We start from the raw sequence: 21,365 nt of genomic DNA, 5'->3' as shown, positions 1-21,365 counted from the left end.
TCTGCACCCTCGGGCTAGGCTCCTTTGCTGCAGGTTTATTGATCGGGGCCTTTGTTCTGTTTTGAACGAGGCGATTCACGCCAGAGCCTCGGAACGAGAGGCGCCGGCGCGTCTTCTTGATCTAGATCAACCGATCGTCAATTCCGTGCTAATCTCATGTGGTCGACGCAAGGGACCACGGGGAACCTGAGTGACGAGTACAGTGAGGTCATCGCCGGCTTCGGAGTTGATGCTGGTCTCGACTTTGCCGGCGTTGCAGCTGATCTACGACACCGCCCCGATCGGGTTGGCCTGTCTGTCGCCGGACTGCCGCTATTTGCTGATCAACCAGCGTCTGACCGAGATCTGCGGCATATCCGTCGAAGGCCATCTTGGACATACGGTCAGGGACTGCGTGCCGGCCCTGGCGGATTCCGTCGAGCAGATTGTGCGCTCGATCGTCGCGACGGGTGAGCCCGTGATCGGTATCGAGGTGGCGGGACAGCGGGCCGATCAGGTCGAGGAGCGTTCCTGGGTTACTTATTGGCACCCGCTGCGAATGCCGGATGGCGAGATTGTCGCGGTCAATGTGGCGGCGGAGGAGATCACCGAACGCAAGCGCGCCGAGCGGGAGATTCGCAGCGCCAGGGACGCCGCTGAGACCGCGCTTCGCCATCTGCGCGATATCCAGGACACCCTGATCGAGGCGGAAAAGCTGGCGGCGCTCGGGCGCATGGTTGCCGGTGTCGCGCACGAGATCAACACGCCACTCGGCAGCAGTCTGACGGTGGCATCGACGCTCCAGCGCAAGGCGGAGCAGTTCGCAGCGGAGGTCGCGCGGGGTAATCTCAAGCGCTCGACACTGACAGGGTTTCTGGGACTGGTCAGCGATGCGTCGGCGCAGCTGGTCACGAATCTCGGTCGCGCCGCCGAGCGGGTGCAATCCTTCAAGCAGGTGGCGGCTGACCAGACCGAGTCGCTTCGGCGCAGCTTCGACGCAGGCGAGCTGGCCGGCCAGGTTCTGTCGCAGTTCGAGCGGCAGTTGCGGGTGCGCGACATCGCGTTCAGCCTCCACTGCGAAACGAATCTCGCCATGGACAGCTATCCCGGGCCTTTCGGCCAAGTGCTCACCAACCTCGCAGTCAATGCGATGACGCACGCGTTCTCCGATGGTGAGACCGGGACGATCAACGTCTCGCTCCGTGCGGTCAATGATGACCACGTTGAGCTGCTGTTTGCTGATGACGGCTGCGGCATGGCTCCCGATGTGGAACGGCGGGCCTTCGACCCGTTCTTCACCACGCGCCGGCACGACGGCGCAAGCGGCCTCGGTCTGCATATCGTGCACAGCATCGTCGTCGACCGGCTGGGTGGGCAGCTCCGGCTCGAGAGCCTGCCCGGCGCGGGGACGCGGTTTCAGCTCATCCTGCCGAGAACGGCGCCCGACCGGCGATAGCTGATCGTTTCCTCATCGGTAGTGCCCGGCTACTGCGTCGTGAACAGCACCGTCGCGATCGCGACGGAGAGGCTCACCGCCGATACCGTCGCCACCGTCGACAGCACGCCCATGCGCCGGAGCGCGATGGCGAAGGCGATGATGATGGGTGTCGCGGTCATTAGCCCGATCTGTGCATCGCTCATGTCATTGCTCACCGCTCCTTGCGAACCCTGAGTCTGTTCGTACGGCGCTCCGGCGAGCGGGACGTTGCGTCGGCGCAAACATCTCCGCCGGTGGCCCCGAGTTTGTCCTGCGACAAATTCCGAACTGGACGGTTGAGCTAAGTCTGGCCGGTGTCCTGATCCGGAAAGACGATGTCTGCGGCAGATTGCGAACAACAGGGAACCGGCTGGGAAATCTTGGAAGATCTCCCCGGCGATCCCATGATCTGGGTGCTGATCTTCAGCGAGCTCGTCGCCTTCGGCCTGTTCCTCGGCGCCTTCGTCGTTGCCCGGGCGATCCATCCCGTTGTGTTCGCGGCGGGGCAGGCGGCGCTCAACGCGAATCTCGCCGGCCTCAACACAATCGTGCTGGTGACCAGCGGCTGGGCCGCGGCGAGGGCGACCAGATCTGCGCGCGCCAGTGAAAAGCGGGCATCGCGCCGCTGGCTACTGATTGCCATGGCGCTCGGCGGCCTCTTCATCGCGATCAAGCTCGCCGAATATGCCGAAGAGATCGGTCGCGGGATCGGCCTGGAGACCAGCCCGTTCTTCACGCTCTACTTCCTCCTGACCGGCTTCCATCTCCTGCACGTCTGCCTCGGCATCGTGATTCTCGCGGTGGTCTGCCGCCGCGCCGAGATCTCGGGCGTCGAGACGGGGGCCGCCTTCTGGCACATGGTCGATCTGGTCTGGATCGTGATGTTCCCGATCCTCTATCTGGTGCGCTGATCATGCCCGGCCGTCTCGACATCACCTGGCTCGTGCTGATCGGCCTCGCGCTGGCGACCATCCTGGTGCCACAGCTGGTGCCGCGACCGCTGCTCGGCGACGCTTTGTTGCTGATCTTCGCCGTCACCAAGGGTCGCCGCATTGCGCTTGATTTCATGGATCTCCGCGCGGCGCCGGCGCTCTGGCGCGGTCTGGTGAGTGCATGGATCCTCATCGTGGTGCTGGTTGCCTGGCTCGCCTCCGCCGTCGTCGCATTGATCTGACGCCGCCAACGCAGCGCTCATTGCGCCCGGACAAAGACCCGACGGCACCAATCGGCAAGATACAGCATCACTGCTTCCTCACGACTGGACTCACAACGGAAAGGACTGGCAATGGCTGAACGCCTGACCAAGTCGGCGGCTCGAAACGTCTTCTACGGCGGCTCGGCCTTCTTCTTCGCCATCTTCATCGGGCTGACGGCGCACAGCCACTACTATATGGCCACGACGTCGACGGACGCGACGACGCTGACATCGTCGGTCGCCCGCGGCAAGCATGTCTGGGAGAGGAACTCGTGCATCAACTGTCACACCTTGCTCGGCGAGGGCGCTTATTTCGCCCCCGAAGTCGGCAATGTCTGGGATCGCTGGGGCGGCAATGAGGATCCGGCCGGTGCGCGCGAGACGTTGAAGGCCTGGATGCAATCGCAGCCCTCGGGCGCGGAGGGCCGGCGCCAGATGCCGCAGTTCAACCTCACCGACCAGGAGCTGAACGATCTCGCCGACTTCCTGCAATGGACCAGCAAGATCAAGCGCCAGGAGTGGCCGCCGAACAAGGCCGGCTGACGCCTTCCTCTTTCAAGACCTTGCCTCCTTCAAGGCCTTGCCTCTTTCAAGACAGAGAGAACCCGAAATGAAATATCAGACCCAGAAAGTCGCGATGCTGTATTTCTACGGCGCGCTGACCCTGTTCCTGGCGCAGGTCCTGTTCGGCCTCCTCGCCGGGACCATCTACGTTCTGCCCAACACGCTGTCGGTGCTGCTGCCGTTCAACATCGTCAGGATGATTCATACCAACGCGCTGATCGTGTGGTCGCTGATCGGCTTCATGGGCGCGACCTACTTCCTGCTGCCCGAGGAAACCGAGACCGAGCTTTACAGCCCGCTGCTCGCAAAGATCCAGTTCTGGATGTTTTTTGGCGCGGCAGGTGTGGCTGTGGTCGGCTATCTCTTCCATTACCATGAGGGCCGCGAATTCCTCGAGCAGCCCTTCATCATCAAGGTCGGCATCGTGGTCGTCTGCCTGATGTTCCTGTTCAACGTGACGATGACGGCGCTTAGGGGACGCAAGACGACGGTCACCAACATCCTGTTGTTCGGCCTGTGGGGTGTTGCGATCTTCTTCCTGTTCGCCTTCTACAATCCGGCCAATCTCGCGGTCGACAAGATGTACTGGTGGTATGTCGTTCATCTCTGGGTCGAGGGCGTCTGGGAGCTGATCATGGCGTCCGTGCTCGCCTATCTGATGATCAAGCTCAACGGCATCGACCGCGAGGTGGTCGAGAAGTGGCTCTACGTCATCATCGGCCTTGCGCTGTTCTCGGGCATTCTCGGCACCGGCCACCATTTCTACTGGATCGGCGCGCCAGGCTACTGGCAGTGGATCGGCTCGCTGTTCTCCACGCTCGAGGTCGCGCCCTTCTTCACCATGGTGATCTTCACGGTGCAGATGACCTGGAAGGCCGGCCGCAAGCATCCGAACCGCGCCGCGCTGCTGTGGTCGGTCGGCTGCTCGGTGATGGCGTTCCTCGGCGCCGGCGTCTGGGGCTTCCTGCACACGCTGTCGTCGGTGAACTACTACACCCACGGCACGCAGGTCACCGCCGCACATGGCCATCTCGCCTTCTTCGGCGCCTATGTGATGCTGAACCTGTCGGTGATGGCTTATGCGATCCCGCAGATCAAGGGACGTGCGCCCTATAACCAGTGGCTCAGCATGACCAGCTTCTGGATCATGTGCACGGCGATGATGACCATGACTTTCGCGCTGACCTTTGCCGGCGTGATTCAGGTCCATCTCCAGCGCGTGCTTGGCCAGAGTTACATGGACGTGCAGGACCAGCTTGCCTTCTTCTACTGGGTGCGGCTCGGCTCCGGCGTGTTCGTCGCGATCTCGGCATTAATGTTCGTCTGGGCGGTGCTGGTGCCCGGCCGCGAGAAGCAGGTGACTATCCCAGGCGCCCTGCAACCGGCCGAATAAACACAAGGCGGCCGCGCAAGTCGCGGCCGCCGTTCCCGAATGATTTCCGGAGAAGAACCATGACAGCAGCACTTCACGCCTTGTCGGCACCCGCGCTCGTGCTCCCGGCTTACGTTCCGAGCGGCAACGAATGCGCGCTGTTCGAGCACGCCTGGCGGCACCAGCTCCCGGTCCTGCTGAAGGGGCCGACCGGCTGCGGCAAGACGCGCTTCGTCGCCCACATGGCGGCGCGGCTAGGACTGCCGCTTCACACCGTCGCGTGCCACGACGATCTCACCGCCGCCGATCTTACCGGCCGCTACCTGCTAAGGGGCGGCGACACCGTATGGACCGACGGTCCGCTGACACGGGCGGTGAGGGAAGGCGGCATCTGCTATCTCGACGAAGTCGTGGAGGCGCGCAAGGACGTCACGGTGGTGCTGCATCCGCTCACCGACGACCGCCGTATCCTGCCGCTGGAGCGGACCGGTGAGGAGCTGGTCGCGCCGAAGAGCTTCATGCTCGTGGTCTCCTACAATCCCGGTTACCAGACGCTGCTGAAGGCGTTGAAGCCGTCGACGCGTCAGCGCTTCGTCGCCGTCGAGTTCGGCTTCCTGCTACCGGAGCAGGAGATCGCGGTGGTCGCGGCCGAGAGCGGGCTCGCACCCGACTATGTGCGGCCGCTGGTCCTGCTGGCCAGCCGGCTGCGCGCGCTGAAGGGGCACGACCTGGAGGAGGGCGTTTCGACCCGTCTCGTCGTCTATTGCGCCACCCTGATTGCGGCCGGAGCTTCAATTGCGGATGCGGTGCTGGCCGGCATGATCGAACCGCTCACCGATGACGCAGACGTCAAGGCGGCGCTGCTCGACGTCGCACGCGCCGTGATCTCCTGAGGGTGATGCGATGCTCGATTTCCTCGAGCTTGAAGAAACCGTCGGCCGTGCCTGGCATCGCCTGGTCGGCGGCACCGCGAGCTATCCGGCCTATGCCGAATACGCGGTGTCGCTCGCGGAGGTGCGCAGCCGGATCGCAATCATGTTCCGCGCGCTTGGCGGGGAGACGGGCGTGCAGATCGCGAGCGCGAGTGCCCGCCGGACTGGGCATCGGCTCGGATGGCGGCAGCGCATCGGGCTCGGCGACGAGCGGCTCGCGCAACCCGGGCGCGATGCCGCGACGATCTTCCTGCCCGACAACATCGCGATCTTCGCCGATCGCGAGCTGAATGCTGCGCTGTACCGGTGGCTGGCCGCGTGGTTTGCCCTTGCGCCGGTCGACGCGATCGCCGAGGCCGATCCGCTGCGGCGCGATCTGCTGACGCTGCGGCGGGCCAGCGAGATCGCGGTGCTTGTGCTGACGGAATGTCCCGGCCTTGCCGAGGACTACGCCCGGCTGGCCGCGGCCACGGCCATGGCGCGGCCGCACCGGCCATTGTCGCGCATCGAGCAGGACATGGAGCAGATCGTGCTTGCTCTGCTCGGCGCCGATACGCCGCCGGTGGGAAAGCTGTGGCCGGCGATGATGGGGACGGGGCCACTGCCGGACAAGGCGCCGCCGGGTTACCGTTCGATCCTGCCATGCCCGCTCTGGGGCGATTGCTGGACGCGCGAGCTGTCGCCCGCACATGCGGGCGATGACGCGTGCGTGCCGACCGCCGCGCCAGCGCCATCGGACGATCGCAAGCGTTTTGCCGTTCGTGAGCGCGAAGACGGTACCAATCGCCGCGATCCTTTCGTGCTCAACCGCTTCGAAAAGATCCTCGCCATGGCCGAGATGGTCAATGTCGACCGCCCGTCTGACGACAGTGAGGACGAGGATGCGCAGAAGGCAGCCGACGACCTCGAGGAGATCACGCTCAGCCGCCGCAGCGGCAAGCCGGCGAGCCGGCTCAGATTCGATCTCGACCTGCCGCCGGAAGCCCTCGATGCCTCGCCATTGAACGCGGACCTAAGCTATCCCGAATGGAATTATCGCAGCGGCTCCTATCTGCCCGATCATTGCCGCGTGCTCGCGGGTGCGGCCTCAGAGCTGGGTGAGGGCTGGACGCCTGATGACGCCATGCGTCGGCACATCCGCCAGGTGCGCCGCCGCTTCGAGGTGTTGCGGCCGCGTCATGAATTGATGCGCGCCCAAGCCGATGGCCACGACCTCGACCTCGACGCACTCGTGCGCGCGCGGTGCGATCTCCGCGCCGGAAGTGGCGGGGGCGGTCTCGATCGGGTCCATGTGGCGATGCGACCGCGAGGGGACGATCTTGCCGTCACGCTGCTTGTGGATGTCTCGCTCTCGACGGATGCCTGGGTCGATGGTTATCGGGTGCTCGACGTCGAGAAGGAGGCGCTGCTGGTGCTTGCGCACGGGCTGTCGGCCTGCGGCGATCACCACAGTATCCTCACCTTCACCTCGCGCCGGCGTTCCTGGGTGCGGCTCGAAACGGTCAAGGCCTTCGGCGAGCCGATGAGTGGTGCGATCGAGCGCCGGATTGGCGCGCTGAAGCCGGGCTATTACACACGGATCGGTGCGGCGGTACGTCACGCCTCGGCCGAGCTGGCGCGCCAGCCGCAGCGCAAGAAGTTGCTGCTCGTTCTCACCGACGGCAAGCCGAACGACGTCGATCATTATGAGGGGCGCTTTGCGGTCGAGGACACCCGCAAATCCGTGCAGGAGGCGCGGCGGCTCGGCATCGCGGTCTTCGGTGTGACGGTCGATGCGACGGCGCAATCCTACGTCCCGACGCTGTTCGGCCGCAGCGACTACGCCATCGTCGGTAACATCCGTCGACTGCCTGCGGCGCTGCCGGCGATCTATCGACAGGTCGCCCATTGACCCCGGAGAACCCGCATATGTCCTCCATCGGGCGAACTATTGCTCAAAGCATGGGTATATGATCGAATGGCCGGATGGACCGAAGCCGGCAAAGGCCCGATCTCGTCATCTTCGACTGCGACGGCGTGCTCGTCGACAGCGAGCTCTTGAGCTGCCAGTGCCTGGCGGACGAGCTGTCCGGATTTGGGATATCGCTGACACTCGCGCAGGCGCTCGAGCTGTTTCTCGGACGAAGCACGAGCGCGGTCACGCAGCACTATCGCGAACTCGGCCAGGCGGTGCCGGCCGATTTTCCCGTCCGGCTGAAGTCGCGCGTACTGACCGCCTTCGAGAAGGCGCTCCATCCGATTCCCGATGCGGATACCGTCCTGTCCGGACTGCGCGTGCCGAGTTGCGTGGCCTCGTCGAGTGATCTCGACCGCGTCGCGCTGTCGCTGAGGGTGACCGGTCTCGCGCCCCATTTCGGCGACCGGATCTACACGGCGCAGATGGTCACGCACGGCAAGCCCGCGCCGGATCTCTTTCTCCACGCGGCGGAGAAAATGGGCGCGCTCCCTGCGCGCACACTGGTGATCGAGGACAGCGTCAGTGGCGTGCTGGCCGCGAAGGCTGCCGGCATGACCGTCTGGGGATTTGTCGGCGGCGGCCATTATCGCGGGCGCGACGGCCAGGCTATATTGTCCGGCGCCGGGGCCGATCGGGTCTTCGCGCACATGAGCGATTTCTGGGAGGCATAGGCCGCCATGGCCGTCGAGAACGAAAAGTCCAGGCTCGACGATGCCGCGCGTGCCGGCTGGCTCTATTTCATTGCCGGTCACACCCAGGACGAGATCGCCAAGATGCTCCAGGTCTCGCGGGCCTCCGCGCAGCGACTGGTCTCGCTGTGCCTCGCCGAGCGTCTCATCACCTTCCGTCTTGAACATCCCATCGCCGCCTGCATGGAACTGGCGGCACGCCTGAAGGAGCGCTTCGACCTCAGCCATTGCGAGGTGGTGCCGGCCGATCCTGCCGCGCCGCAGGCCACGGCGGGCATCGCCGAGCGCTGCGCCAATCTGCTGGATTCGACGTTGCGTTCGGAAACGCCCGTCATCGTCGCGCTCGGCACGGGGAGGGCGGTGCGCGCCGCCGTCGAGCGCGTCACGCCGATCGACCGGCCCAATCACCAGATCGTCTCGCTGGTCGGCAACATCTCCGCCGACGGCTCGGCGAGCTTCTACGACACCGTCGGCCGGCTCGCCGACCGCACCGGCGCGCGGCACTATCCGATGCCGCTGCCGTTCCTGATGTCGTCGGAAGACGAGCGCAACAAGATGGTGCGGATCGAGCCGATCGCGAAGGTTAAGGCGGTCGCGGCCAAGGCTGACTTGCGCCTCGTCGGCATCGGTCAGATGGACCAGAAGGCGCAAATCCACATCGACGGCTTCGTCACCCGCGACGAATTGTTCGAAATGATGCGGCAGGGGGCGATCGGCGAAATCACTGGCTGGGCCTATGATTCCAAGGGCCGCCTGCTCAAGGCCGGCACCAACAAGCGCCTCACCAGCATTCCGCCGGAGGTGCCGGCCAAGACCACCACGATCGGTGCCGCGGTCGGTGCGGCCAAGGTGCCGGCGATCGCGGCCGCGCTGAACGGGCACCTGATCAACGGCCTGATCACGGACGAGGCGACGGCAAGGGCGATCTTGGAGCGGTAGGGCGGGCGCTACAGCCACTTGCGCCAATGTCATCATCCGCGAAAGCGGATGATCCAGTACGCCGCGGCCTATCCGGTGCGAAACCAACCCACGACACGGCGTACTGGATGCCCCGCTTTCGCGGGGCATGACAGCCGTGGGCGAGGCAACATCTTCATCCCCTCCCGCACCGCAGCACTCATAAGTTGCGGGAACGTCCGCGCGCCTGCTTGACAAGCGCTGCACCTCGTCCGAACATACGCCCAACGCGTGGGCATATGCTCAGAAGCGCGATCCTAGGGAGGTCACCGTGAAACACGTCCTCGGCGCCGTCTGCGGCGCGTCTTGCCTGTTGCTGGCCGTCCCTGTGATGGCCGAAACGACCCTGACCATCGCCACCGTCAACAACGGCGACATGATCCGCATGCAGGGGCTGACCAGCGAATTCACCAAGAAAAATCCAGACATCACCGTCAAATGGGTGACGCTGGAGGAGAACGTGCTGCGCCAGCGCGTCACCACCGACATCGCCACCAAGGGCGGCCAGTTCGACGTCCTCACCATCGGCACTTACGAGGTGCCGATCTGGGCCAAGAAGGGCTGGCTGGTGCCGCTTGCCAATCTCGGCGCCGATTACGACGTCGCCGACCTGCTGCCGAAGATCAGGGACGCGGTCTCAGTCGACGGCAAGCTCTACGCCGCGCCGTTTTATGGCGAGAGCTCGATGGTGATGTATCGCACCGACCTGTTCGAGAAGGCCGGCCTGAAGATGCCGGAAAAGCCGACCTGGGATTTCGTCATCGACGCCGCCAAGAAGCTCACGGACAAGAGCGCCGGCACCTACGGCATCTGTCTCCGCGGCAAGGCCGGGTGGGGCGAGAACATGGCGTTCCTGTCGGCCATGGCCAATTCCTACGGCGCGCGCTGGTTCGACGAGAAGTGGGAGCCGCAGTTCAACACGCCGGAATGGAAGACGACGCTCACGACCTACGTCAATCTGATGAAGGAAGCCGGCCCGCCCGGCGCGAGCTCGAACGGCTTCAACGAGAATCTGGCGCTGTTCAACGCCGGCAAGTGCGCGATGTGGATCGATGCCACGGTCGCGGCGTCCTTCGTCACCAATCCGAAGGAGTCCAAGGTCGCCGACAAGGTCGGCTTTGCGCTGGCGCCGAACACTGGGCTCGGCAAGAACGCCAACTGGCTGTGGGCCTGGAGCCTCGCGATCCCCGCCGGCTCCAAGAAGACGGAAGCCGCCGAAAAGTTCATCGCCTGGGCCACCAGCAAGGATTACACCAAGCTCGTGGCGTCGAAAGACGGTTGGGCCAACGTGCCGCCGGGCACGCGCACCTCGCTCTACCAGAACGAGGACTATCTGAAAGTCGCGCCGTTCGCGAAGCTGACGCTGGCCTCGATTGATGCTGCCGACCCGAACAAGCCCACCGTGAAGCCGGTGCCTTACGTCGGCGTGCAATACGCGGCGATCCCCGAATTCCAGGGCATCGGCACGCAGGTGGGCCAGCAATTCTCCGCCGCGCTCGCGGGATCGATGACGGTCGATGCCGCGCTTGCCGCGGCGCAGTCCGCCACCGAGCGCGAGATGAAGCGCGCCGGCTACATCAAGTGAACCCGAGCTCTCCCTCCTGAGCTCAAACTGGCGGCCATCCACCAGCCAGCCCCGAATGGATGGCCGCCTTCTTCCTCCCAGCGGAGACGCCAAGGATGGCAACCCGGCAGACGCAGTTTCTTGCGCGCTCGCTCCTGACGCCTGCGGTCGGGCTGCTGTTCATCTGGATGATCGTTCCGCTGGCGCTGACGATCTATTTCTCGACCCTGCATTACAGCCTGCTCGATCCCGGCTCCGAGGCGTTCGTCGGGCTGGAGAATTTCCGCTACTTCCTCACCGATCCCGCCTTCCTCGCCTCGCTCCAGAACACGCTGGTGCTGGTCGGCTCGGTGCTGGCGCTGACGATCCTGCTCGGCATCCCCCTGGCGCTGCTGATGGATCAGCCCGTGATCGGCCGCAACATCGTGCGGCTGATGGTGATCGCGCCGTTCTTCGTGATGCCGACCGTGAGCGCGCTGGTCTGGAAGAACCTGTTGATGCACCCGGTCTCCGGCCTGTTCGCCTGGCTCGCCAAGCTGGTCGGATTGACACCGATCGACTGGTTCACCGACGCGCCGCTGTTCGCGGTGATCCTGATCGTCGCCTGGCAATGGCTGCCCTTCGCGACGCTCATTTTGCTGACCGCGCTGCAATCGCTCGACGAGGAGCAGAAGGAGGCCGCCGAGATGGACGGCGCCAGCGCGGTCTCCGCCTTCATCTACATCACGCTGCCGCACCTGGCGCGTCCCATCACCGTGGTGATCCTGATCGAGACTATCTTCCTGCTCACGGTGTTCGCGGAGATCTTCGTCACCACCGGTGGCGGACCGGGCCTGCAAACCACCAACATCGCCTTCCTGATCTATTCGCAGGCGCTGATCCAGTTCGACGTCGGCAGCGCCTCCGCAGGCGGCCTCGTTGCGGTCGTGATCGCCAACGTTGTCGCTTTCTTCCTCGTCCGCATCGTCGGCCGCAACCTGGAGGCATGAGAGCATGGCGCGGATGGCGACGACGCAGCGGGTGGTGGTCTCGACGATCGGAGCGTGGTTCTTCGGCTTCCTGATCTTCTTCCCGATCCTGTGGATGGTGCTGGCGAGCTTCAAGACCGAGTTAGAGGCCTTCGCCATTCCACCGTCCTTCCTGTTCTTCCACTGGACCACGGAAAACTACGCGACCGTGCAGGAGCGCAGCGATTATTTCCACCACGCGATGAACTCGATCATCATCGCCGGCGGCTCGACCTTGATCGCGCTGCTGATCGCAATCCCCGCGGCCTGGTCGATGGCGTTCGCGCCGACCAAGCGCACCAAGGACATCCTGCTCTGGATGCTCTCGACCAAGATGATGCCGCCGGTCGGCGTGCTGGTGCCGATCTATCTCATCTTCAAGACCTTCGGCCTGCTCGATTCCCGCATCGGCCTCGTCTTCATCCTGTGCCTCGGAAATTTGCCGATCGTGATCTGGATGCTCTTCACCTATTTCAAGGAGATCCCGCGCGACATCCTCGAAGCCGCGCGCATGGACGGCGCCACCATCGGCCGCGAGCTCGTCTATGTGCTGACGCCGATGGCGATCCCGGGCCTCGCCTCGACCATGCTGCTCAATCTGATCCTGGCCTGGAACGAGGCGTTCTGGACGCTCAACCTGACGACCTCGAACGCCGCGCCGCTCACCACGTTCATCGCCTCCTATTCGAGCCCGGAAGGGCTGTTCTGGGCAAAACTGTCGGCGGCCTCGACGCTGGCGATCGCGCCCATTCTCGTCCTCGGTTGGTTCAGCCAGAAGCAGCTCGTACGCGGGCTCACCTTCGGCGCGGTGAAGTAAAGGGGCCGGCGGATCATGGGTCAGATCACACTTCAGGACGTGCAGAAATCGTTCGGCCCCGTGCACATCATCAAGGGCGCCGACCTCGACATCGCCGACGGCTCCTTCGTGGTGTTCGTCGGTCCCTCAGGCTGCGGCAAGACCACGCTGCTGCGGCTGATCGCCGGGCTCGAGGACGTCTCAGGCGGCAAGATCCTGATCGACGGCAAGAACGTCGTCGACACGCCGCCGGCCAAGCGCGGGCTGTCGATGGTGTTTCAGTCCTATGCGCTCTATCCGCACATGAGCGTGCGCGGCAACATCGGCTTCGGCCTCAAGATGGCCGGTCTTTCCAAGGACGAGACCAACCGCAAGGTCGAGGCGGCGGCGGCGACGCTGAACCTGACGCCCTATCTCGACCGCAAGCCGCGCGAGCTCTCCGGCGGCCAGCGCCAGCGCGTCGCGATCGGCCGCGCCATCGTCCGCGAGCCCAAGGCGTTCCTGTTCGACGAGCCGCTGTCCAACCTGGATGCGGCCTTGCGCGTGCAGATGCGGATAGAAGTCACGCGGCTCCAGAAGCAGCTCGGTACCACCGCGATCTACGTCACCCACGATCAGGTCGAGGCCATGACCATGGCGGACAAGATCGTCGTGCTCAATGGCGGCAAGATCGAGCAATATGGCTCGCCGCTGGAGCTCTATGAGCGGCCCGCCAATCTCTTCGTCGCTGGCTTCATCGGCTCGCCGAAGATGAACTTCGTCACTGGCGAGCACGCCTTGCAGAAGGGCGCGGCGACGATCGGCGTGCGGCCGGAGCATCTCAAGATCGAGCGCGACGGCGCCGGCGGCTGGCAGGGAACGATCGCGGTCGCCGAGCATCTGGGCAGCGACACCTTCCTTTATGTCGATGCCGGACCGCTCGGCATGCTGACGGCGCGTTACATCGGCGAATTGAGCCTGCATGCCGGCGACCGCGTGTCGCTGGTGCCGGATCCCGCGCGCATCCATCGCTTCGACGAGAGCGGCAACGCGCTTCGGGGCTGACAAGAAACGGCAAGAGACGGCAAGAGACGGCAAGAAACGGAAAAACCACCATGTACCTCGAAAAATTCAAGCTGAACGGCAAGACCGCGTTCATCACCGGCGGCGGGCAAGGCATTGGCCTCGCCTGTGCGGAAGCGCTGGCCGAAGCCGGCGCGAAGGTCATCATCGGCGATCGCGACAGCAAGGTTGCTGACAGCGCGAAGGCCACCCTGAAGGCGAAGGGTTTTGACGTCGAGACGGCGATCATGGATGTCACCGACACGAAGCGCGTGGCGGAGGTCGCGGCCGACCTCGTCGCCCGCCACGGCAAGGTCGACATCCTCGTCAACAATGCCGGCATCGCCCGCAGCGAGACGCCGGCCGAGACCGTCACCGACGAGCACTGGCTCAACGTCATCGACGTCAATCTCAACGGCACCTTCTGGTGCTGCCGCGAATTCGGCAAGCACATGCTGAAGGCCAAGAGCGGCGCCATCGTCAATGTCGGCTCGATGTCGGGCTTCATCGTCAACAAGCCGCAGGAGCAGTGCTTCTACAACGCCTCCAAGGCCGGCGTGCACCATTTGACCAAGTCGCTGGCCGCCGAATGGGGCGCGCGCGGCGTCCGCGTCAACGCGGTGGCGCCGACCTATATCGACACGCCGCTCAATGCTTTCGTGAAAAGCACCCCGAAAATGTATGACGCCTGGATCGGCGGAACCCCGATGGCGCGGATGGGGCAGGTCGAGGAGATCGCCTCCGTCGTGCTGTTCCTGGCCTCGGAGGCCGCGAGCCTGATGACCGGCAGCATCGTGCTGGTGGATGGCGGCTACACTTGCTGGTAGGCTTGCGTCAAAACTGACGAGAGCGACCGGGAGCGACAATGCCGCGAGCATATATCGGCGTCGACGTGGGGACCACGAGCACGCGGGCAGGGGTGTTTGACGAGGCCGGCACCCTCCTTGCCACCGCCAGGCATCCGATCCGGATCTGGCAGGAGGCCGGCGACATCGTCGAGCAATCGTCGTCCGACATCTGGGACGCCTGCGTAAAGTCGGTGCGGGCCGCGATGGCGGAGGCTGCCATCGCGCCCGACAGCGTCGGCGGCATCGGTTTCGACGCCACCTGTTCGCTGGTCGTCCTCGATCGGCAAGGCGAGCCGGTCACCGTCAGCGCCTCCGGCGACCGCCAGCGCAATGTCATCGTCTGGATGGACCATCGTGCCACGGCCGAGGCACGGCTGATCAACGAGACCGGGGACGCGGTGCTGCGCTATGTCGGCGGCTCGATCTCGCCCGAGATGGAGATGCCGAAGCTGCTGTGGCTGAAGCGGCACATGCGCGCGAGCTTCGATGCCGCCGGTCATTTCTTCGATCTGGCAGATTATCTGACCTGGCGCGCGACCGGCTCGCTGCAGCGCTCGACCTGCACGGTCACCTGCAAATGGAACTACCTCGCACACGACGGCGGCGGCTGGAGCGCGCCGTTCTTCAAGCGCATTGGCCTCTCCGATTTCGTCAGCGAGACGTACGCCCGCATCGGCACCGATATCGTCGCGCCCGGCACGCGGCTCGGCGAAGGCCTCACCCGAACTGCGGCTGCGGAGCTCGGCCTGTCGCCGGGCACGCCGGTCGGCGCCTCGCTGATCGATGCCCATGCCGGCGGCATCGGCGCGATCGGCGGACGCGACGGATCGGCCGGAACGAGCGATGTCAGCGACCGTCTCGCCTACATCATGGGAACGTCGGCCTGCATCATGGCGACGACGAAGGAGCCGTGCTTCGTGCCCGGCGTATGGGGCCCTTATTATTCCGGCATGGTACCTGACTTCTGGCTCAACGAAGGCGGCCAGTCGGCTGCGGGCGCGGCGATCGACCATCTCCTCAAGTCGCATCCCGGCCATGCCGAGGCGAGCGCGGCGGCGCGGAGCGAGGGCGTCGACCTCATCGAGTACCTCGAGCGGCGCATCATCGCGCGCGCCGGTGACGCCAGCCGTGCCGCGCTGCTCGCCCGCGACGTCCATGTGCTTCCCGAATTCATCGGCAACCGCTCGCCCTACGCCGACCCCGACACCCGCGCGGTGATCGCGGGCCTCGATCTCGACAGCGACGTTGGTGCGATGGAGCGGCTGTTCGTCGCCGGCCTCTGCGGTCTGGCTTATGGCCTCGCCGAGGTGATCGAGGCCTTTGCCGCGCATGGCGTCCATTCCAGCATCATGATCATGGGCGGCGGCGCGAGCCGCAGCCCGCTGGTGCGGCAGATCATGGCGGATACCACCGGTCTCACCGTCGCGCTGCCGCAAACGAAAGAACCCGTGCTGCTGGGCGCCGCGATGCTCGGCGCGGTGGCCGGCGGTGCCTATGCCTCGATCGGCGAGACCATGGCCAAGATGTCGGCGCTGGGACGGAAGAGCGAGCCGACCGCGGCCGGCATGGCCGCGTTTCATGCCCGCAAGCGCGAGGTCTACAAGCTGCTGCGCGAGGTCGATCGCCGCAGCCGTGAAGCGATGCGCGAGGGTGCCGGAGGTTGAAGCGGATGTTGATTGCCTGCGGCGATGCGCTGATCGATTTCGTTCCGACGCGAAACACCGAGGGGCGCGAGGCGGTGATGCCTGCGGTCGGCGGCTCCTGCCTCAATGTCGCGATCGGCATGGCGCGGCTGGGCGCGCCCACCGGTTTTATCGGCGGCGTCTCGAACGACATGTTCGGGCGCATGATCGCCGACCACGCCACAGCCTCTCACGTCGAGTTGGGTCTCGCCACCCGCAGCGATCACCAAACCACGCTCGCCTTCGTGCGCATCGTCGCGGGCGAGTCTCACTATGCGTTCTATGACGCGGAGACCGCGACACGAAACTGGACCTACCGGCGCGGCACAATTCCGTTCGCGAATATCGAGGCCGTTCATGTCGGCTCGACCACGCTGGTGAACGACCAGGGCGCCGCCGAGACGAAAGCCCTGATCGCGGACGCGCGCGCGTCGTCGACGATCTCCTTCGATCCGAACTGCCGCCCCAATCTGGTCAAGAACAAGCCGGCCTATCTCGCGCGCATGGCCGAGTTCGCAGGCCAAGCCGATCTCATCAAGATGTCGGATGTCGATTTCGCGTATCTCTTCGGCGAGGAGCCCCACGAGCAGCGCGCGAAGATGCTGTTGAGGCAGGGCACGAGCCTCGTCGTCATCACCCGCGGCAACAACGGGGCCATTGCTTGGCACGCGAGCGCAGGGCAGGTCGAAGTTCAGGCGCCGAAGGTCGAGATCGCCGACACCATCGGCGCCGGCGACAGTTTTCAGGCTGCGCTCCTGTTCGCCCTGCACAAGCAGGGCCGCATCAGCCGGCAGCAGCTGAAAGGCATCGGCGCGGACGAGCTTCGCCGCGCGCTGTCCTTTGCCGCCAAATGCGCCGGCCTCACTTGCACGCGCCCGGGCGCCGATCCGCCGTGGAGCCATGAGGTTACGTGGAGCGTCTAGCGCGGCTGCGCATCACAGCCGTGCCACGACCTTCTCGGCGCATTTGAGGAAGGTGCGGATCAGCGGGCTCTGCGAATCCCGCCGCCAGCACACGGCGATATCGATGGAGTCGGCGGCATCCCGCAGCGGCCTGAACACGATGCCCTGCGGCGCGCCGAGCTTCGCGCAGGCCGGCAGGATCGCAAGCCCCTCGCCGGCGAGAACGAGGCTCATCGCCGAATGCACCGTCTCCACCCGGCTCGCGATCGGCATCACGATCTGATGCCGCCGCAGCAAGGCTGCGACCGCGGAGGAGGCGGGGTCTTGCTCCGGCGGCGGCAGCGCGATCAGCGGGCGGCCCTGGAGTCGCGCCATCGGCACTGCGCTCAGGCGCGCAAGCGGCGAACGCTTCGGCATCGCCAGCATGAACGGCTGCGCGCCAATCCGCGCCACCTGGATCTCGGGATGGTGGATCGCCGGCATGCACAGCGCGACGGTGACGCTGCGGTCGAGCAGCCGCGCCTCGCGCGTCGAGGCGCTGAGCTCGGCGAAGTCGAGGTCGACGCCGGGAATGGATCGCCGCAGCTCGGGGATCAGGCGCGGCAGCATGGCGTTCGCGAGCACGAACATGTATCCGACCGAAATCCGCCCGCGGCTGCCGGCGGCGACCGCGCGCGCGGCTTCGACGCCGTCGGCCGCGAGCGCCGGCGCCTCGCCGGCGCGTACCAGCAGGGCCTGGCCCGCTTCGGTCAGGTCCATGCCGCGCGTGCCGCGGCGGAACAGCGGCGCGCCAACCTCGGCCTCCAACTTCCGGATCTGGACCGACAGCGGCGGCTGCGCCATCCGCAGCCGTTCGGCGGCCTTGCCGACGCTGCGCGCCTCGGCCACGGCGACGAAATAGCGAAGCCGGTGAAGATCCATTGGCATACCGAAAACGTATGGGTTGACCATCAAAATGGTATTGGACGCTGAGTTAACAGAAGTGTCATTCTCGCTGTCAATGCCTTGTCAATGCTTGGGCCAACGAGGGCCGGCTTCGGAGCGATGATTTGACGATGAACGGCGATCCCTGCCTGTTGTCCGCAACCGAGCTGCGCGGCCTCGTTGCCACGAAGAAGATTTCGCCCGTCGAGATCACCCGCGCCGTGCTCGCGCGCGCCGAGGCGCTTCAGCCCGAGCTGAACTGTTTCATCACGCTCTGCGGCGACGAGGCGATGGCGCAGGCGCGTGCGGCCGAGCGCAAGGTGATGGCGGGCGAGCCGCTCGGCCTGCTGCATGGCCTTCCCGTCACCGTCAAGGACATCGTCAACACTGGCGGCGTCAAGACCACGTTCGGCGCCGTTCCCTACAAAGACAACGTGCCGAGCGAGGATGCCGTTGCGGTCGCAAAGCTCCGCGCGGAAGGTGCGATCCTGATCGGCAAGACCACGACGCCCGAGTTCGGCAGCAAATGCCTGACCGACTCGCCCTTGTTCGGTCGCACCCGCAACGCCTGGAGTGCAGAGCGGTCCTCCGGCGGCTCCAGCGGCGGCGCGGCCGTGGCGGTGGCGAGCGGCATCGCGCCCCTCGCGATTGCGACCGACGGCGGTGGCTCGACGCGAATTCCCGCCGCCTGCAACGGCGTGGTCGGGCTGAAGCAGAGCAACGGCGTGATCGCGCACAGCCAGGCGCTCGACGCCTTCGGCAACCAGACCTATGTCACGCCGACCACGCGCACGGTCGCCGACACCGCGCTGATGATGCAGGCGATGGCCGGTGAGGACTCCTGCGATCCCTGGTCGATCGGCGTGCCCGTGCCCGATTTCATCGGCACCGCCGCGCCGCGCGGCGATCTGCGCGGGCAAAGGATCTTGTTCTGTGCGTCGCCGCCCGGCCGCCCGGTGTCGTCAGATGTCGCGGCCAGCTTCAAGGCGAGCCTCGACCGGCTGGCCGGTCTCGGTGCCGAGCTCGAGGAGTTCTCCGGCGAGGGGTTTGACATCGAGCCGATCTGGCGCGCCATCAACCACACCGTCTGGCGCACGCGTTTCGCCAAGCTGGTGGCCGAGCACGGCAATGTCCTCAGCGAAGCCTTCGTCAAGCAGGTCGCGCTTGCGACCAATGTCAGCGGCGTCGCCTATCAGGAGGCGATGTTCGCGCGTACCGCGCTGTTCCGCCGCGTGCAATCCCTGCTTGCGCGCGGGCATCTTTTGGCGATGCCGACCCTTACCCGCACCGCACTGCCGATCGACCAGGACCTGTTCGGCACCATCGAGATCGACGGCAAGCACTTCGACAGCGTCCGGCCGCACTGGTTCCCGTGGACCATGCCGTTCAACATGACCGGGCACCCCGCGATCAGTCTTCCCAGCGGCTTCGGCCGCGACGGGCTGCCGATCGGGCTTCAGCTCGTCGGGCGCTTCCGTGCCGATGCCGAATTGCTGCGGGTGAGTGCGCTGTTCGAGGCCTCGCACGATCTTCTGTCCCGCCGGCCCGGCTGAGGTGAGGCACATGCCGCAAAGGACTTGCCTCCGGCGCCCGGACATGTTGATCGTGCGGCGGATGAGCCCTGAAGCCGAGCGCGCATGAGCGTATTCTTTCTTCGACGTCTGTTGACCTTGCTGGCGACGCTGGTCGGCGCATCCGTGATCATTTTCCTGGTGCTGGATGCTCTTCCGGGCAACGCCGCGCAGATGCTGATGGGCGCCGATGCCTCGGCCGACGCGGTGCGCGCGCTCACCGTCAAGCTCGGGCTCGACCAGCCGCTGGCGGTTCGCTATCTGCAATGGATCAAGGGCCTCCTCGTCGGCGATCTCGGCAACAGCTATGTTTATGGCACGCCGGTCGCAAGCCTGATCGCGGAGCGGCTGGTGCTGACCGTTCCGCTCGCGATCATGTCGATGCTGATCACGGTGACGCTGGCGCTCTCGGCTGGCATCTACACCGCGGCCAACCACAACAAGCTCGGCGACGTCGGCGTGATGTCGTTGACGCAAGTGGGCATCGCGCTGCCGAATTTCTGGTTCGCGATCCTCCTGGTCCTGCTGTTCTCGGTGCGGCTGCAATGGCTCTCCGCAGGCGGCTTTCCCGGCTGGGAGGACGGCATCTGGCTCGGCATCAAGTCGCTGCTGCTGCCGGCGATCTCGCTCGCCGTGGTGCAGGCCGCGATCCTCGCGCGCGTCACGCGCTCGGCCGTGCTCGAAGTGCTGCGCGAAGATTTCGTCCGCACGGCGCGCGCGAAGGGTCTCGGCAAGCGCGAGGTGCTGTGGAGCCACGTGCTGCGCAACGCCATGATCCCTGTGATGACGGTGATGGGGCTGCAATTCGCCAATCTGCTCGCCGGCACCATCGTGATCGAGAACGTGTTCTACCTGCCGGGCCTCGGCCGCCTGATCTTCCAGTCGATCGCCAACCGCGACCTGATCGTGGTGCGCAATTGCGTGATGCTGCTTGCGGCCATGGTCGTCATCGTGAATTTCGTGGTCGATGTGCTCTACGCCTTCATCGATCCCCGCATCAAGGTCCACGATTTGTGAGCGCGCCCCTGGCCACTTCGGTCGACGCCCCGATCGCAACGCGTCCGCTGCCGGCCCGCACCTTCTGGGCCCGCGCGCTGCGTCACCGCAGCTTTGTGCTGGGCGGCGCGCTGAGCCTGCTGGTGCTCGCCTCGGCGCTGCTGTCGCTGGTGTGGACGCCGTGGTCGCCCTATGAGATCGACATCGCCTCGAAGCTCCGGCCGCCGTCGGCTGCGCACTGGCTCGGCACCGATTCCTTCGGCCGCGACATCGTCTCGCTGCTGCTCGCGGGCGCGCGCTCGACCATTCTGGTCGGCATCATCGCCGTGAGCATCGGTCTCACCTTCGGCGTTTGCCTCGGCCTGATCGCTTCGGCCAAGCGCGGCTGGACCGAAGAGATCATCATGCGCTTCTCCGATTTCACCTTCGCCTTTCCGGCGGTGCTCTCCGCGATCATGCTCGCCGCCGTCGTCGGGCCGGGCATGGTGACCTCGATCATCGCGATCGGAATCTTCCAGATCCCGACGCTGACCCGGCTGACGCGCGGCTCGGCCAACGCGATCTGGGCGCGCGAATTCGTGTTGGCCGCGCGCGCCTCGGGGAAGGGCAAATTCCGCATCACCATCGAGCATGTGCTGCCCAACATCCTGTCGATCTTGATCGTGCAGGTCACCATCCAGTTCGCGCTCGCGATCCTTGCCGAAGCCGCGCTGTCCTATCTCGGTCTCGGCACGCAGCCGCCGCAGCCGTCCTGGGGACGGATGCTGAACGACGCACAGACGCTGCTGTTCCAGTCGCCGATGCTTGCGGTCTATCCGGGCGCGGCGATCGCCATCGCTGTGCTCGGGCTCAATCTGCTCGGCGACGGACTGCGCGATCTGCTCGATCCGCGACTGGCGCGGGAGCGATGAC

At 65.4% G+C, this 21,365-nt stretch carries 21 protein-coding genes; 19 read left to right on the top strand and 2 right to left on the bottom strand.

Going from position 1 to position 21,365, the window contains the following annotated elements:
- Positions 1-229 precede the first annotated feature (229 nt).
- Positions 230-1,435, top strand: a complete 1,206-nt coding sequence (locus AB7G19_RS29395; RefSeq protein ID WP_081369307.1) for a sensor histidine kinase — start codon at positions 230-232, stop codon at positions 1,433-1,435.
- A 29-nt stretch (positions 1,436-1,464) separates the two neighbouring features.
- On the opposite strand, the gene AB7G19_RS29390 is transcribed toward AB7G19_RS29395, so the two are convergent.
- A complete protein-coding gene (locus AB7G19_RS29390) occupies positions 1,465-1,620 on the bottom strand; it encodes a hypothetical protein (protein ID WP_085965373.1) in 156 nt (51 codons plus the stop codon).
- A gap of 171 nt (positions 1,621-1,791) precedes the next feature.
- On the opposite strand from AB7G19_RS29390, the gene AB7G19_RS29385 reads away from it, so the two are divergent.
- The 15 genes from AB7G19_RS29385 to AB7G19_RS29315 all read left to right on the top strand — a co-directional run bounded on the left by AB7G19_RS29385 (position 1,792) and on the right by AB7G19_RS29315 (position 16,983).
- Positions 1,792-2,367, top strand: a complete 576-nt coding sequence (locus tag AB7G19_RS29385) for a cytochrome c oxidase subunit 3 family protein (RefSeq protein ID WP_441268656.1) — start codon at positions 1,792-1,794, stop codon at positions 2,365-2,367.
- A gap of 2 nt (positions 2,368-2,369) precedes the next feature.
- Positions 2,370-2,630, top strand: coding sequence for a cytochrome C oxidase subunit IV family protein (locus AB7G19_RS29380; protein ID WP_441268655.1), 261 nt, complete (start codon positions 2,370-2,372; stop codon positions 2,628-2,630).
- A 111-nt stretch (positions 2,631-2,741) separates the two neighbouring features.
- Positions 2,742-3,194 carry a c-type cytochrome gene (locus tag AB7G19_RS29375; RefSeq protein WP_074120152.1) on the top strand — a complete coding sequence of 151 codons (453 nt, stop codon included), beginning with the start codon at positions 2,742-2,744 and terminating at the stop codon, positions 3,192-3,194.
- Positions 3,195-3,261: 67 nt separating this feature from the next.
- The gene (locus AB7G19_RS29370) at positions 3,262-4,608 is read left to right on the top strand and encodes a cbb3-type cytochrome c oxidase subunit I (RefSeq protein ID WP_441268654.1); all 1,347 of its coding nucleotides are present in this window, start codon (positions 3,262-3,264) and stop codon (positions 4,606-4,608) included.
- Between the two features lie 59 nt (positions 4,609-4,667).
- Positions 4,668-5,480, top strand: a complete 813-nt coding sequence (locus AB7G19_RS29365) for a CbbQ/NirQ/NorQ/GpvN family protein (RefSeq protein ID WP_441268653.1) — start codon at positions 4,668-4,670, stop codon at positions 5,478-5,480.
- Between the two features lie 10 nt (positions 5,481-5,490).
- Positions 5,491-7,410 carry a nitric oxide reductase activation protein NorD gene (locus AB7G19_RS29360; RefSeq protein WP_441268652.1) on the top strand — a complete coding sequence of 640 codons (1,920 nt, stop codon included), beginning with the start codon at positions 5,491-5,493 and terminating at the stop codon, positions 7,408-7,410.
- A gap of 74 nt (positions 7,411-7,484) precedes the next feature.
- Positions 7,485-8,147, top strand: a complete 663-nt coding sequence (locus AB7G19_RS29355; protein WP_441268651.1) for an HAD family hydrolase — start codon at positions 7,485-7,487, stop codon at positions 8,145-8,147.
- A 6-nt stretch (positions 8,148-8,153) separates the two neighbouring features.
- Entirely contained in the window at positions 8,154-9,104 is a 951-nt protein-coding gene (locus AB7G19_RS29350) for a sugar-binding transcriptional regulator (RefSeq protein WP_441268650.1), read from the top strand.
- A gap of 349 nt (positions 9,105-9,453) precedes the next feature.
- On the top strand, positions 9,454-10,707 hold the full coding sequence (locus tag AB7G19_RS29345) for an ABC transporter substrate-binding protein (protein ID WP_441268859.1): 1,254 nt from the start codon (positions 9,454-9,456) through the stop codon (positions 10,705-10,707).
- Between the two features lie 95 nt (positions 10,708-10,802).
- Positions 10,803-11,675, top strand: a complete 873-nt coding sequence (locus AB7G19_RS29340; RefSeq protein WP_085399441.1) for a carbohydrate ABC transporter permease — start codon at positions 10,803-10,805, stop codon at positions 11,673-11,675.
- A gap of 4 nt (positions 11,676-11,679) precedes the next feature.
- Positions 11,680-12,510, top strand: coding sequence for a carbohydrate ABC transporter permease (locus AB7G19_RS29335; protein WP_441268649.1), 831 nt, complete (start codon positions 11,680-11,682; stop codon positions 12,508-12,510).
- A 15-nt stretch (positions 12,511-12,525) separates the two neighbouring features.
- A complete protein-coding gene (locus tag AB7G19_RS29330; RefSeq protein ID WP_014496587.1) occupies positions 12,526-13,533 on the top strand; it encodes an ABC transporter ATP-binding protein in 1,008 nt (335 codons plus the stop codon).
- Between the two features lie 50 nt (positions 13,534-13,583).
- Entirely contained in the window at positions 13,584-14,357 is a 774-nt protein-coding gene (locus AB7G19_RS29325) for an SDR family NAD(P)-dependent oxidoreductase (RefSeq protein WP_441268648.1), read from the top strand.
- A 38-nt stretch (positions 14,358-14,395) separates the two neighbouring features.
- Positions 14,396-16,042 carry an FGGY-family carbohydrate kinase gene (locus tag AB7G19_RS29320; RefSeq protein WP_441268647.1) on the top strand — a complete coding sequence of 549 codons (1,647 nt, stop codon included), beginning with the start codon at positions 14,396-14,398 and terminating at the stop codon, positions 16,040-16,042.
- Between the two features lie 5 nt (positions 16,043-16,047).
- Positions 16,048-16,983: a carbohydrate kinase family protein gene (locus AB7G19_RS29315; RefSeq protein WP_441268646.1), complete on the top strand. Its 936-nt coding sequence runs from the start codon at positions 16,048-16,050 to the stop codon at positions 16,981-16,983.
- A gap of 12 nt (positions 16,984-16,995) precedes the next feature.
- Here the strand turns inward: AB7G19_RS29315 and AB7G19_RS29310 are convergent, their stop codons facing one another.
- Entirely contained in the window at positions 16,996-17,883 is an 888-nt protein-coding gene (locus AB7G19_RS29310) for a LysR family transcriptional regulator (protein WP_441268645.1), read from the bottom strand.
- A 134-nt stretch (positions 17,884-18,017) separates the two neighbouring features.
- Between AB7G19_RS29310 and AB7G19_RS29305 the strand changes: the two genes are divergently transcribed.
- The 3 genes from AB7G19_RS29305 (at position 18,018) to AB7G19_RS29295 (ending at position 21,364) form a co-directional block, all read left to right on the top strand.
- Positions 18,018-19,439 (top strand): amidase, encoded by a 1,422-nt coding sequence (locus tag AB7G19_RS29305; protein WP_441268644.1) that lies wholly within the window; start codon positions 18,018-18,020, stop codon positions 19,437-19,439.
- Between the two features lie 84 nt (positions 19,440-19,523).
- Positions 19,524-20,474, top strand: coding sequence for an ABC transporter permease (locus AB7G19_RS29300; RefSeq protein WP_071915489.1), 951 nt, complete (start codon positions 19,524-19,526; stop codon positions 20,472-20,474).
- Positions 20,471-21,364, top strand: a complete 894-nt coding sequence (locus tag AB7G19_RS29295; protein ID WP_441268643.1) for an ABC transporter permease — start codon at positions 20,471-20,473, stop codon at positions 21,362-21,364. The genes AB7G19_RS29300 and AB7G19_RS29295 overlap by 4 nt, the downstream gene beginning before the upstream one ends.
- Position 21,365: the final 1 nt, after the last annotated feature.

This window comes from Bradyrhizobium sp. 215_C5_N1_1 (assembly GCF_052075935.1).
Lineage (GTDB): Bacteria > Pseudomonadota > Alphaproteobacteria > Rhizobiales > Xanthobacteraceae > Bradyrhizobium > Bradyrhizobium barranii.
The sequence above is the reverse complement of the archived record's forward strand: the minus strand, read 5'-3'. Positions and strand labels throughout refer to the sequence as shown.